The organism is Sphingobacterium sp. UBA6317 (assembly GCF_002440385.1).
Classification (GTDB): Bacteria; Bacteroidota; Bacteroidia; order Sphingobacteriales; family Sphingobacteriaceae; genus Sphingobacterium; species Sphingobacterium multivorum.
The window spans coordinates 104,055-120,147 of the sequence record NZ_DJTD01000028.1; the positions used below are offsets into that span (position 1 = coordinate 104,055).

The 16,093-nt window shown below is 40.5% G+C and carries 14 protein-coding genes and 1 tRNA gene; 6 read left to right on the forward strand and 9 right to left on the reverse strand.

Annotation, left to right across the window (positions count from 1 at the left end; genetic code table 11):
• Window positions 1–50 precede the first annotated feature (50 nt).
• Window positions 51–1,304 (forward strand): amidohydrolase, encoded by a 1,254-nt coding sequence (locus B3E92_RS08505; RefSeq protein WP_286896236.1) that lies wholly within the window; start codon window positions 51–53, stop codon window positions 1,302–1,304.
• Between the two features lie 85 nt (window positions 1,305–1,389).
• On the opposite strand, the gene B3E92_RS08510 is transcribed toward B3E92_RS08505, so the two are convergent.
• Window positions 1,390–1,977 (reverse strand): hypothetical protein, encoded by a 588-nt coding sequence (locus B3E92_RS08510; protein ID WP_286896237.1) that lies wholly within the window; start codon window positions 1,975–1,977, stop codon window positions 1,390–1,392.
• A 547-nt stretch (window positions 1,978–2,524) separates the two neighbouring features.
• Here B3E92_RS08510 and B3E92_RS08515 point away from each other — a divergent pair.
• From B3E92_RS08515 to B3E92_RS08525, 3 genes are all read left to right on the forward strand, one after another.
• Window positions 2,525–2,586: transfer RNA gene (locus B3E92_RS08515), tRNA-OTHER, on the forward strand.
• Between the two features lie 408 nt (window positions 2,587–2,994).
• Window positions 2,995–4,089, forward strand: a complete 1,095-nt coding sequence (locus B3E92_RS08520) for a slipin family protein (RefSeq protein WP_286896239.1) — start codon at window positions 2,995–2,997, stop codon at window positions 4,087–4,089.
• A gap of 102 nt (window positions 4,090–4,191) precedes the next feature.
• Window positions 4,192–5,613, forward strand: coding sequence for an RtcB family protein (locus B3E92_RS08525; RefSeq protein WP_286751932.1), 1,422 nt, complete (start codon window positions 4,192–4,194; stop codon window positions 5,611–5,613).
• 60 nt (window positions 5,614–5,673) lie between these two features.
• On the opposite strand, the gene B3E92_RS08530 is transcribed toward B3E92_RS08525, so the two are convergent.
• From B3E92_RS08530 to B3E92_RS08550, 5 genes are all read right to left on the reverse strand, one after another.
• Window positions 5,674–6,966, reverse strand: coding sequence for a chloride channel protein (locus B3E92_RS08530; protein WP_236560203.1), 1,293 nt, complete (start codon window positions 6,964–6,966; stop codon window positions 5,674–5,676).
• 92 nt (window positions 6,967–7,058) lie between these two features.
• Entirely contained in the window at window positions 7,059–7,517 is a 459-nt protein-coding gene (locus B3E92_RS08535; protein ID WP_286843809.1) for a GyrI-like domain-containing protein, read from the reverse strand.
• Window positions 7,518–7,578: 61 nt separating this feature from the next.
• Complete coding sequence (locus B3E92_RS08540; RefSeq protein WP_286896240.1) at window positions 7,579–7,848, reverse strand: YciI family protein; 270 nt, start codon at window positions 7,846–7,848, stop codon at window positions 7,579–7,581.
• An 81-nt stretch (window positions 7,849–7,929) separates the two neighbouring features.
• The gene (locus B3E92_RS08545; protein ID WP_286896242.1) at window positions 7,930–8,430 is read right to left on the reverse strand and encodes a DUF6265 family protein; all 501 of its coding nucleotides are present in this window, start codon (window positions 8,428–8,430) and stop codon (window positions 7,930–7,932) included.
• A gap of 31 nt (window positions 8,431–8,461) precedes the next feature.
• Window positions 8,462–9,019 (reverse strand): DUF4256 domain-containing protein, encoded by a 558-nt coding sequence (locus B3E92_RS08550; protein WP_070564004.1) that lies wholly within the window; start codon window positions 9,017–9,019, stop codon window positions 8,462–8,464.
• A gap of 133 nt (window positions 9,020–9,152) precedes the next feature.
• Here B3E92_RS08550 and B3E92_RS08555 point away from each other — a divergent pair, with 133 nt between their 5' ends.
• Window positions 9,153–10,022 (forward strand): DUF808 domain-containing protein, encoded by an 870-nt coding sequence (locus B3E92_RS08555; RefSeq protein WP_286896243.1) that lies wholly within the window; start codon window positions 9,153–9,155, stop codon window positions 10,020–10,022.
• A 75-nt stretch (window positions 10,023–10,097) separates the two neighbouring features.
• Here B3E92_RS08555 and B3E92_RS08560 read toward each other — a convergent pair whose 3' ends face one another.
• The 3 genes from B3E92_RS08560 to acnA all read right to left on the reverse strand — a co-directional run bounded on the left by B3E92_RS08560 (window position 10,098) and on the right by acnA (window position 15,245).
• On the reverse strand, window positions 10,098–11,483 hold the full coding sequence (locus B3E92_RS08560) for a WG repeat-containing protein (RefSeq protein ID WP_070564010.1): 1,386 nt from the start codon (window positions 11,481–11,483) through the stop codon (window positions 10,098–10,100).
• 139 nt (window positions 11,484–11,622) lie between these two features.
• Window positions 11,623–12,189: a pentapeptide repeat-containing protein gene (locus B3E92_RS08565; RefSeq protein ID WP_070564014.1), complete on the reverse strand. Its 567-nt coding sequence runs from the start codon at window positions 12,187–12,189 to the stop codon at window positions 11,623–11,625.
• Between the two features lie 287 nt (window positions 12,190–12,476).
• On the reverse strand, window positions 12,477–15,245 hold the full coding sequence (gene acnA / locus B3E92_RS08570; protein WP_286896246.1) for an aconitate hydratase AcnA: 2,769 nt from the start codon (window positions 15,243–15,245) through the stop codon (window positions 12,477–12,479).
• A gap of 233 nt (window positions 15,246–15,478) precedes the next feature.
• On the opposite strand from acnA, the gene B3E92_RS08575 reads away from it, so the two are divergent.
• Entirely contained in the window at window positions 15,479–16,009 is a 531-nt protein-coding gene (locus B3E92_RS08575; protein WP_286896248.1) for a TlpA family protein disulfide reductase, read from the forward strand.
• The last annotated feature ends 84 nt before the right edge of the window (window positions 16,010–16,093 follow it).

Here is a 16,093-nt window from a genome sequence, read left to right on the forward strand (position 1 = left end):
ACAAGGATCATTGTCCCAAATCACTTAGCTTTGGTGAAAATGATTTAAGCATGAATGAAATCAATCAAAATCAAGATACTTATTTGTTGAGGAACGTATTGCTAGAAACAGGCTTTCTTTATGAGAAGGAAGAAATTGTTGCTACGAAAACGGCATTATTTGATATTCAAATCGAGGCAAATAAAATAAAAAATATAGAGCCAGCGCAATCGGGGATTGACGGAAAAGGCTTCGACATGAAAGGTAAATTGGCCTTACCGCCATTCCGTGACATGCACATTCATTTGGATAAAACTTTATACGGCCTGCCCTGGAAGGCGGTATTTCCAAAAAACAGGACTGTAAAAGATATGATTGCCAAGGAACAGGTGATTATTCCTGAATTGTTGAAAACCTCTGTCGAACGGGCCGAAAAATTGATTGCGCTATTGCAGGGCTACGGAACAAATTTTGCGCGCGCACATTTTAATGTAGACCCAACATCGGGGACGAAGTCATTGGAACATCTGTTACAGGCACTGGAACATTTAAAGTATTCCTTTGCTGCAGAACTGGTCGCATTCCCCCAACACGGTCTATTCTATACAGAATCCGCGAAGTTAATGGAGGAAGTTGCAAAATGGGAACAGGTGGATTTTATCGGTGGTTTGGATCCCTTTAGTATTGACGGCAGTATCGAGAAACCGATGGACTTGACGGTTCGACTTGCATTGGACAATAACAAGGGAATCGATATCCACTTGCATGAAGGTGGAGAATCAGGTGTTAAAACTATGGAATATTTGATTGATAAAGCATTGGAAAACCCCGCATTACAGGGACGCACATTTATCAGTCATGCTTTCGCCTTAGGCTACCTGCCGAAAAAAGACTTAGAACACATAGCCGAACGACTGGCAGAAGCGAAAGTCGGTATATGCAGTTCGGTTCCTTTCCGCAATATGTTGATGCCATTTCGGGAACTGAAAAAGGCGGGAGTGGAAGTTTTTGTGGGGAACGACAATGTTCAGGATCATTGGGGTACTTTTGGTAGTGGTAATATGCTTCAGAAAGCCAATCTAGCCGCGCAATTATATGGTTATGAAACTGAATTCGAGCTATCTCGTTGCCTTTGTTATGCGACCAATGGCAAAATCCCGCTTGATGACCACGGGAATTCGGTATGGCCGAAAGTAGGAGATGATGCTAGCCTTCTTTTTGTCGACGCGAGTTGTTCAGCAGAAGCAGTTTCTCGGATCTCGACCGTCCATGGGCTTATTCATCAGGGAAATCTCGTCAAATGGAACAATAGTTCACAAGCTTGATTAAAATAGCACATAATAAGAACATTTGACATGCCAATTTATCGTCTGGGGAATTGGCATGCTCATTTTTTAGGAGGGATTACGGTTAATGTAGGAAAGTCGTCTTGCAGTAGTCTATTTTATAAGAACCTTGCTCATGGACCAATTGAACCTCGTTTTTGGTTCGGATATTATCGCCGTAATCAATAAATACGATAAACTTGCTCGCCGTTATTTTGTCGATTTTAACATCCTTGATATCCAATGCGTCGTCATTACCTCTTCCAAATAACCAGGTTTCCGCTGTATATAAGTGATAGATTTTTTCCCATTTAGCTTTGTAAGCTGCTTCAGCTTTGGGCAGTTCTTCATCTGTGAGGTTAGATGGCCCGTAAATTTCATTGGCATCTTTTAAGAACGCCTGAAAGCGTTTGGTACATAAGGCATCTTCTTTGTCCAGATAGTAACAATATTTGCCGGATGCAGAACTTTTACATTTAAAAATCTCTTTTAACCAATCTTCCGCTTGCTGATGCTGAGCAATTGTCGTGTTTTGCTTCGCTGTGCCTGTGCCGTCGTTGATTAAAACCTGCTTTGCAGGATGTTCCACTGCAGTGCTTTTATGGTTTTTCGTTGGATTTATACAGCTCGCTAGCATGTAAAACAGCAGTATTGTTGCATACAAACTTTTCATCTTTTGATATCGTCTTTTATTTGGGTGTAAAATTAGGATATAAATCCCATAACACGATCACGGATTACCGCTATATTTCTACAGCATATTTACCAAAAAATCCTATTTCCCATTCTTGTTGAAATAAAGCAAAGCTCTGTGTGCCGATCGTGTGGCGTATAAACGCAATACATCTGCGTAGTTAAGAGTCCCTTGTTTCTTTCTGATGCTAATTATTTATTTTTAATTGCTGTATAACAGCATTTTATGTTTTCTCTATATTTTTTTTACTTCTTTTTTTTTCTACGCAAATTCCCTGCGCATTAACCCAACGATATTTGTAATGTCAACAATGACAAACGTTCTTTGATGAAATTATAGCGAATAGCTTTAAGATATATACTTCTTGATGAAGTATTAAAGAAGCCTTTCTTCTTCAGTGGCATCCTGGTCACCTGTTTCAGTATAGCAGGTTAGTATTGTTCTCTATGAGAATCAATATACTGATAAAACGAGAAGTTGAAAGGAAAGTGCTCGTGTTAGAGGTTCGAGTCCTCTCCCGTAAAAAGGTAGCTCAAGGGTAGAGCAGAGCAGATAGTTGTGGGTCGTAGGTTCGATTCCTACTCCTGAGCAATCAGGATAGTTCAGTCTGGGTAGAACAACAGCTCAATCGTGTGGGTTCGAATCCCACTTCCATTTTCGGATGGAATAGCATAAGGGTATTGCACCGAACTGTCCATTCGGACATTCAAAGTTAAGACCTTCTTTAAAAAGGTCATTTGGTAGAAGCTTGCTATCTTTTTATCCTGCTTATGCGCTGTTTTCATGCGACTTATGCAATTGATTGATGGCCTGAGATTCCTAAGATGTGGTATTTGAATTTATACTAAAAAGTCGTGACCAATAAGATGGGGTATTTGTTCACCGACTTTTGATTTTAAAAGCGGGTACTTGGGCTTTTGAATCCCGCTTGAGGTCAAGGGATAAAAAATAGCAGGTTTTATAATAGCAATAATGAAAATTTAAGAGAATATACAAATGAAAAGAGTACAGATAACTACAGCAGAAATCGGATTGGTTATTAAAAACAATATGGTGGTCCGTGTTTTAAAATCCGGTAACTATTGGTTGGGATTTGGTGAAAAACTGGAGAAATATACAACTACTCATCCATTTCCTTCCGATCGTAATATCGATGTGCTTTTGCAGTTGGCAGGTTTTAGTGAATTGGTCGACATCGTTGAGGTGGGCGATACGGAGATTTGTCTTGTTTTTTTGAATAATAATTTCGAAAAGACGTTAGCCTCCGGCAGACATGTTTTTTGGAAGGAATTGCGTGAACGCAGATTTCAACTGGAAGACATTGCGGAGATTGAGGTTCCGGCATCTTTAAATCGTCAGTTGTTGGAGAAACAGAGTTTGAGCTATTATGTACGTCAGTATAAAATTGAACCAAATGAGAAAGCCCTGCTTTTTGTAGACGGTGTGTTTGTGGATATCTTGAAGTCGGGAACGTATTATTGGTGGAAGAATGCAAAAACCATAGCGATTTCAAAAGCTGATATGCGGGTTTTGACCTTGGAGGTGGTAGGACAGGAGATCTTGTCTAAAGATAAAGCACAGATCAGAATCAATTTCACGCTGCAATATCAGATTGTGGATATTGTCAAAGCACTATTGAATAATAAAGACCACGAGAAGCAATTGTATTCGTTGATGCAGTTGACCCTACGGTCCTATATCGGGCAGATGACGTTAGACGAGCTGATGGAGCGGAAGACTGAAATACAAGGCTATATCTTAGAAAATACATTACAACAGGTTGCGAGCATGGGACTAACACTGTTGACCTGCGGTGTTAAAGATGTTATTTTACCAGGGGATGTGCGGGACATCATGAACCAGGTGTTGATTGCAGAGAAGAGGGCGCAGGCAAATAGCATCATGCGTCGCGAAGAGACCGCTTCGACACGGAGTTTGTTGAATACGGCGAAACTGATGGAAGAAAACAGTATGTTGTTTAAGTTGAAGGAAATGGAATATGTCGAAAAGATCGCAGAAAAGATCAATACGATTTCGGTTTCCGGAAATGGACAGATTGTTGACCAACTCAAACAATTGTTTGTGAAATAAAAGATTATTAAATTGAAAGAGGTGCAGGTAGCAACGTAAAGAGCTGTTGTTACCTGCTTTGGAGGAGTTGTAAAGCTACTCTATAAATTAGAAAGTAAGAAAATGGAAAATAAGAGAATAAACGGCAATGACTTAATTGCTTTGGGATATAAAGAAAATCATAGCTTGGGAGTAGCGCTGAAGATCAACAGTAAAAGACACGGTTTTACGCGGGCAGAAATGCTTGAAAAGTTTAAAGCTGTTTTGGAAAATCCGACCAGCTATTCTGATGATGCTGTTTTCGGAATTTTAGCGAGTGCTCTGCTTGGGCAAGAGGCAATTGACAAGTCATTAATTGTCTTGAACGAAAAGCCGGCGGATTATACCATTTACGGTTCGTCTGAAATTGAAACAGGGGCGAAAGCACAGATGAATATCGCCATGAAATTACCAGTTTCGGTTGCCGGAGCATTGATGCCAGACGCCCATCAAGGATACGGATTGCCGATCGGAGGAGTTCTGGCGACAAATAATGCCGTGATCCCTTATGGTGTTGGTGTCGATATTGGCTGTCGCATGGCTTTGTCCATCTTTGATCTACCGGGTTCATTTGTGGAGCACAATATAATGACGCTGAAAGATATTATTCTACGAAACAGTAAATTTGGGGCTGGTAATGGATACCTGAGACATGAACGCGTAGATCATGCTGTACTGGAAAACAAATTATTCAATGAGAATAGTTTACTTTCCTCCTTGAAGGATAAAGCCTGGACCCAATTGGGCTCTTCCGGTGGGGGGAATCATTTTGTGGAATTTGGTATAGTCGAATTTGAGGAAAGAGATGAGGTTTTAAACATTGATAGCGGCAGTTATTTGGGTTTGTTGACACATTCGGGTTCAAGAGGAATGGGCGCTACCCTAGCAGCACATTATACCAAGCTGGCCAAATCCGTGTGTAAGTTACCTTATCAAGCGGAAAATCTGGCTTATTTGGACCTGGATAGCCATGAGGGACAGGAGTATTGGCTGGCCATGAATCTCGCTGGCGATTATGCGTCAGCCTGCCACGAAGTGATCCATGACAAGATCACGTTGGCTTTAGGAGCTGAATTGTTGGCGAAAGTTGAAAATCACCACAATTTTGCATGGAAGGAAACTTGGAATGGTCAAGATGTTATTGTACACCGAAAGGGTGCGACGCCCGCTGCAAAAGGGGTAATGGGGATTATTCCGGGCTCCATGGCGACACCAGGATTTTTGGTTCGCGGAAAAGGGGAGTCGAATGCTATACAATCGGCATCTCATGGGGCAGGTCGACTGATGAGCCGTACACAAGCGATTAAAACCTTATCTTCCCATGACCTTCATGCGATGCTTAAAGATCAAGGTGTTATGCTGCTTGGAGCAGGGATGGATGAAGCGCCGATGGCCTATAAAGACATCCACACTGTCATGGCTTCACAAAAAGATCTTGTTGATGTCGTGGCAAAATTTTCGCCCAAGATTGTCCGCATGGCAGATGATGGGAGCAGAGAAGACTAATGGCAAGAAAAAGCGGCTCAGATTGATGTTTGAGCCGCTTTCGTATTTAATTTCTTTTGATTACCTGGCCGTCGCCACTTCCTTATAGGTGTATACGTTATAAGGATATAGTTTTTTAGCTAGCGTTTTCGCAATAAAACTGCTGATGAGTAGGGGGGCTAGTAATAAATATCCGGAAGGAACAAGGCTTGCAATAATAAAGATCGCCGTGAAAGGTGCATGTATAGCCGCAGAAAGCATTGCTGCAGCACCAAAAAGGGCAAAATTAATAACCACCAATTGTGTGCCTAGATAATGGTTGCAAAGCTGTGCAAACAAAACGCCTAACAATGCACCTGTAACAATACTGGGGGCAAAAACGCCGCCGTCACCACCAGCACCTAGCGTCAGAGAAGCCACAAAAGGTTTTAAGAGAACAAGCAGGATCAACGGAAGAAAGTAAAGTAAATTGACAGAATCATGCAGACTGCTTTTTAGAACCTCTCCAAGACCATGATAGCTGTCGCCATAGAGTACCGGTAAGAAAAAGATAAATGTTCCAACGGTGATTGCACCCAAGTTGACACGGATAAAATTACTTTTTATGCCTGCAAAATAGGACTTCGCATAAATTACCGTTTTAGTAAAATATAATGCTAAAATCCCGCCAATCAATCCCAAAATAGCGACAAAAGGGATCGCTTGCCATCGCCATGCTTTTACCTCAAATGTAAACAAAGGACTTGCGTCAAGATAATAGACAAATACGGAAGCCAGGGCCATTGAAGTTAGTCCGCTAATGAGCAAGGTCTTGTTATATCTGCGTGCAATTACCTCAAAAGCAAAAAGAAAACCACCCAATGCACTTCCAAACAACAGGGTGACTCCAGCGATTACGCCAGCGCAGATCAACTCGGTTTTGTAAGCCCAAGCTGGATGTAATCGCTTATACGCTTGGTTACCCACCGTGGCTGATGCAACAACTGTAGAAACTTCAACACCGGTTGACCCACCAAAAACTACCGTTAGAAAACCATTGATATAATGTGAAGGAATCTTAAAAAAAGGTAAATGGTCTTTTCTTGTTTCTAGTGTCGTATAAATTTCTTTGATCCCTTTGTTTTTTCTGTTTTGAAAAGCGTATTTCCGTAAGAAGTAAATCGCTGTAATACCTATGCTGGGTAAAACAATAAAAAGTTTGGCATCCCAGGAAGATACACTTTCAAACAATTCTTCCTGTACATAAGCTGTGCTGTGTTTGAGGCTGTATGCCAATACACAACAAACGATACTGACGAGCGCTGAACTTCCAATTAATTTTAGATAGCTATATCGAACAACTTTTTTTCTGTATGTCGTATTGCCTTGCATCATGTTTTTCTTTAAATCGACACAAAGGTAAGGGTTATTTAGTTTAAAATAAACGATAAATACCTTAACACATACGTTTTGTTACGATAAAGACCCTAATGAATGCCTATGTATATATCCACCTTTGCATCGTGTGGGTTTTGGGCTTTTTCGCCATATATTTCGAGGTCTGCGGCATACGTTCTGGGTAAATCCGAACGCCATATCCTTTGCCAAGTTTCATAAACGATGCCATCTTCCAAATTTCCTTCTGCTGTAAAATGTCGGTAATGGTTTTCAGCGATATTAATACCGTCCAAGTCTTCGGGTAGTTCTTCAAGATTGCTGACTTTACAGCCTAATAAAGTCGTATAAGGCAATGTGTGATCTTTCTCATATTCGGTATAGATACAATAGAGTTCGCTGGATATCTTGTTGGGAATACGGCTCAACACATCTTCTTTAAAAAAGCGGGCCCAAAGTTCTGGAATGTCTTTCGCCGCCTGCCCATTTTGGTTGCTTGTACGGATGGCAAGACCTATTATACTGAATGAAGGGATTATTTTATTATTCATTTCGCTTAGTTTTCCCCAAAGTTAGATCGGCCAATGACAACCCTATGTCATGACCAAAGGGCTAATGTTGTTTTTTCCAGATTTTATCTACTTGGGACAGATATTCTGCCAAGGCAGCTGAACCATACCAGGGGTAAAACGAAGCTTCTAAGAGGCCGTTTTTTATCGCTGGATCGTTCTCTAAAATATGCTTTGCCGCATCAGTTGAAGCCATGTTATTTAAGATAAAAAGGCCCCGAAAGTTGTCGTCATTTTTTCCAAATGGGCCAGCAACAATCAATTGCCCATTTTTTACGAGACGATTGATATTTCCATGTGACCTTTGAAACATTCATTAATGAATTGTTTGTCTGTTGTTTTATTCTCGCCAGTTTTGAGGAGGACAAAGATGTAGGATTTCATTCCATAATCATCAGCCCCCAATTTTTTTGCGAGCTCTTGATCGTAATTTGGGTTCAGTCGTGGTCGGTGCAATTCTGCTCGCATAAAAAGACCTGGCTCTTCCCGATTTTCCTTCCACTACAATGTGAAGTCGGTTTGTGGCGACTGGTGTGTACCGAATGTAATTGGGGAAATCATGGGCCTCATTGATAAACGAATAGGTACTATCCTGATAACTTAGCTCAAAATTGACTTCTTTTCCATGGTTTTGTCCGATGACCAGTGCTGTGTATACAACTTTATCCTTTATTTTGGTCAATTTTAGGTATTCACTGACGATCTTTTGCCCATTTTTCAACGTATAGGAAAGTCCCTTTAATTCGTGTTCATTTATACGATGCCATTGTTCGTATTGCTCTTTATTGTCCACCTTCCATGTCCCTTCCAAGAACGATGGAAAAGATACTTGTGAAAAAAGCGGTTGGGCAGCTCCCCAGCAAAAGAGCAGGGTGGCTATTACAATTGTTTTCATATAGGTTTTAAATTTTGAAGGTTAGGGACTTTTAAAGAAAAAGTATGCAGCGAAATCCACGTGCGGCATAATAGGAGATTGCGCCATTATGATAGGTAAAGACTTGGTTGTAACGTCGGTCACAGAATAAGGCACCTCCAAGCTTGCGGATGGCATCTGGTGTTTGTATCCAGCTGGAAGTTTTTAAATCAAATTCACCTAATTGTTGAAGTTGGCGATATTGTTCTTCATTTAGTAGCTCAGTCCCCATTTTCTTAGCTTCTTCCACAGCATTCCCAATAGGCTTGTTTTCTTTCCTTTCATCCATGGCTCTTTGGTCAAAACAGAGGCTTCTTCTTCCTTTGGGACTTTCTTCAGCACAATCCACAAAAGCATACTGTTCTTTGTTTGCATCAATCAGAATAAGGTCGGGTTCGCCAGCGCTCTTTTCCATTTGGAACAAGCTCCACAATTTCTTGGGATTTTCAAGTAATTTATGCGCAACATCATCCCAACTGATCTGTGGATGTCTTTTAGGAAATTTCTGAAACCTTTGTTTTAGTGTTTCAAGTAGCATTGACTGTTCCTGCAGTGTAAGTGAATTTTTCATAACGGTTGTCCTTGTGGTATTAAAATTACGTATTTAAATCAAATGTAATGTAGCTTAATATTACAAATGGATTAAATTCTTTAGTTCAAAATTGAATTAAATTTATATTTTTACGTTCAATTTTTATATAAATATGGCTTCAGGAATATTTGCAATACTAGATGATATTGCAGCGTTGATGGATGATGTAGCAGTGGCGAGCAAAATCGCAACAAAAAAAACTGCTGGAATCTTAGGTGACGATTTAGCGGTAAATGCAGAGAAAGCGACTGGTTTTTTGGCTTCACGTGAGCTCCCAGTTTTATGGGCAATTACAAAGGGTTCGCTGCTCAATAAGTTGATCATTGTACCTATTGCTTTATTACTGAACGTCTTTTTTCCAATTGCCATCAAATATATTTTAATTTTGGGTGGTTTCTACCTTGCTTTTGAAGGTGTTGAAAAGATTATTGAATACCTGTTTCACCGCAAACATGCTACAGAAGAAATGAAAGTAGAGACTGTCGTTGCTGAAAACTCAGTTGCTGTTGAAAAAGCGAAGGTAAAATCGGCTATCACGACAGATTTTATTCTTTCCGTGGAGATCGTCATTATCGCTTTAGGAACAGTTCTTGGAAAAAGCTTGTCCTTACAAATTATTACGGTTTCGGTTGTTGCTTTTTTAGCCACAGTTGGAGTCTATGGTATTGTGGCACTTATCGTTCGGATGGACGATGCGGGTTATAAATTGATTAAAACCTCCCGTGAGAAAGGCCCTGTAGCGAGTTTAGGTCGTTTTTTAGTCCGCGCACTGCCTTTTGTTATCAAGTTATTGGCTGTGGTTGGTACATTTGCTTTAATTTTAGTTTCAGGCGGAATATTTGCGCATTATATTGATTTCTTACATCACGCGCTACCCGCTCTGCCAAGCATGCTAAAAGAGCTGTTATTTGGCCTAGGTGGAGGCATAATTGTGGTGATTTTATTTACGATCGGCAAAATGCTGTTTAAAAAGAAAAAATAACCTTATACTGATCATTGATGATCAGCAACCAAAAAGGCAACAGATAGATCTGTTGCCTTTTTTGGTTGCTGATGTTTAAATTATATCTGTTGCCTCTGCCGCAGCATCTATTTCCACACGTTCGCCTTTTGTATTAATCAAAATTACATCGTCCGAATCCGCTAATGAAACAGAAGCCACGCCATCGCTGAACGAGGTAGCTCCACTGTATATAAATGGTATTGCAACTTTTCCCTGACCATCTAAATACCCATACTTTCCACCTTTGCTTGCAAGGAAAAGATTGGGTTCTTCGGTAATTGAAATCAAATCGTAGTCGGGCGCAACGATTTTATTGGTCTTAATATCAGTAAGATTATACTTGTCGTTTTCAATGCTGACGAAATGCGTTGCATTGTTTTCAGAAATAAAGCTATACGTTGCCGGGACAATTATTTTACCCGCTTGATTCAATATGCCATATTTATCTTTCACTTGAAATACAGCATAGCCCCCGTTAATGAATGATATCATATCATAATTTGCTGGGATCAAAATTTTACCAGACTTATCCATGACCCCATATTTTTCGTTTAGTCCAAAAACCAGTTGGCCAAGATGGTCATCGTAACCTAAATAATCGTATCGGAAGGGGAGGATTGGTTTACCGGTGAGATTAATGGCACCATATTTTTCATCTTTATATTGAACTATACTCAGGTCGCCAACAAATGGAGCAATGTAAAGGTATTGTGCTGGCACAATTGTTTTTTCATCGCCGTCTTTTACCCCCAAAAGGCTAGTTGCAGCATCTTCAAATAAATAGAGATTTTCAGCAATCTGGTTGCTATCTTCCGCATCCTCTTCGTCATCATAAATGGATGCTACTTGTTCATAATCCTCAGGTACAATAAAATCCTTTTCGTCCAGTTGGCTATCGGTGATGTTCTGCGCAATCATATTCATGCCAAGCGGTGTTGTTAGCTGCAGCACAGCCCCAGGTATTTTTTTGAACAGATCAAAGCCCTCCCAATAGGCGACTGGCAGTTTATCGCTATACCAAATCGATAGGGTACTGTTTTCCGCGTTATCTTCCGAAATAGGAATTTCTACCTGCGCTAGTTTGCAGGGATAACCAGCGATCATTTTCGTCTGGTTTGGGACGAGTTTGATCGCATGTGAGCTAAGCTCATTTTCTTTCACGACATATTTTGCCAGTCCTGGGTATAATATAACCGATTGCTCTTCATTTTTTTTAACGAGAAAGATGGACTCTTCGCCGTCTCCGGAAGCCGATACAACTTTTATTTTATCATTGTTAACATAAGCTTCGTAGACAGAAACTGGAGCTGCTTGCGCTTCTTCGCTGGGATCGACGGAATAGGTAATGGCATAGTTGATCTTGAATGCTTTATTGATTTGTGCAAACGACATGCTGCTGGCCGCCAAGATAGCTACGAACGATAGGGATATTTTTTTCATCTTCTTAAACTTTGAAAGACAAATATCCTGATTCAATGTAAGGTGTTATATCCCTGAAATCCGTTATTTAATGATAAATCGAAATCGAGCCGATCTCATGCAACGATCTTCAGGCCCTTATCAAACCCCATTCTGAGATTTAATCGATGGCCAACTGATATTTAAGCAATAGTCCAGGCAGCTGTTCCCGACCAAATTTACTTTTTTTCATGCGATTGGCCTCGGGATCGAGCTGGATGTTGATGGAGGACCGAAAATCACAGCCTTCGAGATTGCTTTGTATAAAACGGGCATTTAACAAATTTGCTTTTCTAAACACCGCCTGTTGCAGATTGGCTCGTTCAAAATCCACATGTTGCAACGAACAGTGATCAAACTGAAATTTCTTTATATTTCGTTCAAAAAAAGAGGAGTAATCCAATACCGAGTTGCTGAAATTAACATGAAAGGAAAATGAACTACATTCATTAAAGTGTATACCTAGCATTTTGCAGTCATTAAAGACAACATGATCTAGTTGTGTCCCCTTCAGACTGACATTGGATAGATTACACGATTTAAATTCACAATTTGTGAAAATGAGGTCTAACAGTTCCGCGCTCTGAAAATCACATTGCTCAAAGGTGCATTTGTAGAATTCCTGAACTTGTTTCAGTTCAGGAGTCCATGTTTGTTTCGTGATTGTTTGTTCGATAAGTTCTTTCATTCTGTATGCTGTTGGCATTGATCTTAGCGAAAATAAACAATTCTCCCGAATGATTTTACTTTAAAATGAAGTGAATGCGCTACATCCGCTTATATGCAAAATACCTGATTTCAGGGATAAAAAGGGTAATTTTTTCCAACTATATTTGGCATAGCCATAAAACATAATTCTGGGGGCAAGACTGAAGTATTGTAGAACTCTGGTAGGTTTTAATATAGTTGTTAAAGGGCACTCTATAGAGTGCCCTTTACTTTTTTAGCTATTTCGATTCTTCAATTTGCCGAATATTAGTTGTTTTTTAAATATTGCCGTAGCACATATTGCAGAATACCGTCATTCTTAAAATACTCGATTTCAATGGCAGAATCGAGTCTTGCTTTCACTTGAAATGTGGTTGTTTTTCCATTGTCATGCACCGCCTTTACCGAGAGGAGTTTATGGGGTGTTAAATCGTTCGCAAGTCCCGTGATGCTATAGACTTCTGTTCCATCTAGTCCTAATTTCTCTGCATTTTCGTCATTGATAAACACAAGTGGTGCTACCCCCATACCGACAAGATTACTTCGGTGAATACGCTCAAAACTTTCAGCAATAACCGCACGTACGCCGAGCAGAAATGTTCCCTTTGCAGCCCAATCTCTTGAAGAGCCCGAACCATACTCTTTTCCAGCCAGCACAATGAGTGCAGTGTTGTTTTTTCGATATTCCATTGCGGTTTCATATACCGTCTTCACCTCATTGCTTGGGAAATAACGGCTAAATCCACCTTCACGATCAGTAATTTTGTTTTTAATACGCACATTGGCAAATGTTCCACGCATCATAACTTCGTGGTTCCCACGTCTAGATCCATACGAATTAAAATCTTCTTTACTTACCTGATGTGCGCTGAGGTATTGCCCAGCCGCAGTTTCTTCTTTGAATGACCCTGCAGGTGAGATATGATCCGTTGTAACCGAATCACCAAGATAAAGTAACACCCTTGCATTTTGGATGTCTTGTATCGGATTTGGTACAGCCTGTAAATTTTCAAAAAAGGGCGATTCTTTAATGTAGGTAGACGTGTTGTCCCACTGGTAATTTTGATCCAGATTCACTTCAAGTTCTTGCCAGTCTGTTGAACCATCGAAGATGACATCATAAACTTCTTGAAAATCCGATTGTTTGACGCAGGCATTGACGGTTTCCATAATATCCTCGCGGCTCGGCCAAATATCTTTCAGATATACGGGCTCACCATTCGGGTCGTAGTCGAGCGGCTCCTCCAAGAGATTAATATCAACTCTTCCGACTAACGCATAGGCAACAACAAGCATCGGCGACATTAAAAAGTTCATTTTTACCTGAGGATGCACACGCGCCTCAAAATTTCGGTTACCAGACAATACCGATGCGACAATGAGTTCACCTTTCTCCACTGCCTCTGCTATTTGTGGTGGAAGAGGACCCGAGTTTCCAATACAGGAGGTACAACCGTAACCCACCGTGTGAAAACGCAGGGCATCGAGATCAGCACTAAGTCCTGATCTTTGAAGGTATTGTGTAACGACTTTTGAACCAGGGGCTAAGGAGGTCTTTACCCAGGATTTGGTCCGCAGTCCACGCTCGATAGCGTTACGGGCCAATAATCCTGCGCCGATCATCACAGTAGGGTTCGACGTATTGGTACAGCTTGTTATGGCGGCAATGGCAATACTGCCATCACTGACAATATATTCTTTATGATTGTGCTTGATGCGCACAGCATGAATAGACTCTTGGATAACTTCATGCGGTGAATCATGTTCAACAGGTACCTTACCAAAGGTAAACTCCGTACCAGACCCGCCGTCGGCAAGCCAAGCAGATTCCGATCGCTGTAGAACAGGGATATACTGTCGATGGTGTTCGCTATCCAAGAGATGTGAAAATGTAGTTTTTAGATCTTTCACAAGAATTTTATCCTGAGGTCGCTTAGGGCCGGATACAGTTGGCTCCAGACTTGATAAATTGAATTCAACAACCGACGAATATTGAATTTCTTCCTTGCCTGTCCGCCAAAGTAAATTGCTTTTACAATAATCTTCAACAATTTTAATCTGTTCGGCACTTCGATTGGTGCTATGCATGTATTCAAGGGTTCGGTCATCGATCGGAAAATAGGTAACCGTACAGCCGAATTCTGGTGACATATTGGATATTGTCGCACGATCTGTCACCGAAAGGCTGTCCAATCCATCGCCAAATACTTCAACAAATTTGCCCACAACACCTGTATCACGAAGTATTTTTGTGATGGAAAGAACCATGTCCGTCGCGGTGCATGTCGCTGGTATTTTGCCCGTAAGTTTAAGGCCGATAACCTCGGGGCAGGTGAAAAAGATGGGTTGTCCAAGCATGGCTGCCTCGGCCTCAATACCACCAACTCCCCAACCTAATACACCAATACCATTGACCATTGGTGTATGCGAATCTGTCCCTACTAATGTGTCAGGAAAAAGCCAATTGTCACGTTCAATGACTCCTTTGGCAAGATATTCCAAGTTGACCTGATGGCAGATACCCATACCTGGGGGAACAACGGTAAAATTTTTTAATCCTTTCTGTGCCCATTTAAGGAGTTCATAACGCTCACGGTTGCGTTCATATTCCAACTCGACATTCTTGTCATACGAGTACTGTGTACCAAAGTAGTCGACCTGAACGGAATGATCAATGACCAGATCCACCGGGATAGCAGGATTTATTTTTTGTCCATCCTTGCCATGACGGATAAATTCGGCACGTAGTGATGCCATATCGACTACAGCAGGTACTCCAGTGAAATCCTGCATTAAAATTCTGGCCGGTTTGAAGGGGATATCTTTGTCAACAGGTTGTGGAGTCCAATGAATCAGGGTATTGACATGCTCGTCTGTGATACTGAATCCATCATGGTTTCGCAATACATTTTCCAGTAGTATCCGGATGCTGAACGGTAGGTGCATAACATTACCTTGAGGGAGATCTTTAATAGAACTATACTGGTAAACTTTGCCGTTAATTTCAATTTCTTGTATTGATTTCTCTTTGCTCATATTCATTTACTTATTTTCATACTATATAATATACATATCCCTAAATTTGTTTGTAATATCTTTTACACTTACCTTTTCGCTTTCGTATTCTAACACCGAATTTTAAACCTCCATTGCCGCTGAAAAATCCGTTAAAAAAACGCGTGAAAAAATTCGATTAATTTTTTGCTATAAAAGCAATCAAATTAGGATACAAACGTTATGGTAATGTTTAAGCTTAGTTAAAGTGTTATATGACAAAAAAAGTAAATTATAGTCTCCTTTTATTGGTTAGTTTGTTGTTTTGCAATCCATTTTTGGTTAAAGCAAGCAAGCATTGTGTGGTCGAGAAGGAGAATAAGAGCAGAACCGAAGGATACAATCTTAGTTTTAGGGACAGTAAAAACAATATATTGAGCCTAAACCAGCTCAAAGGAAAAGTTGTGGTTATTAATTTATGGGCGACATGGTGTCCACCATGTCTTGCTGAGATGCCTTCCTTGGATCAACGCTATAAGGACTTTAAGGGCAACGATGCTATTGTTATTTTGGCTGTCGATATCGATGGAAATCTTAGCGCTTCGCGGAAGTTTATGGCGAAAAGAAAATATAGTCTACCGGTCTATCAATTAAATTCGGCTTTACCCAAAGAATTGAGTACCACAAGCATACCAACAACGATTATTTTGGATAAGGCTGGTAAGCTGGTCATTAAACACGTAGGTGGAATGAACTTTGGGTCACAGAAATTCAGAAAATCCCTATTGGATTTAGGCAAGGAATAGCTTTTGGTCTTGGAGACTATAACAATATAATGGAAGATAATTTATGTTTCATTTAGCATTTATGGCATTTTCTTGCTAATTTTG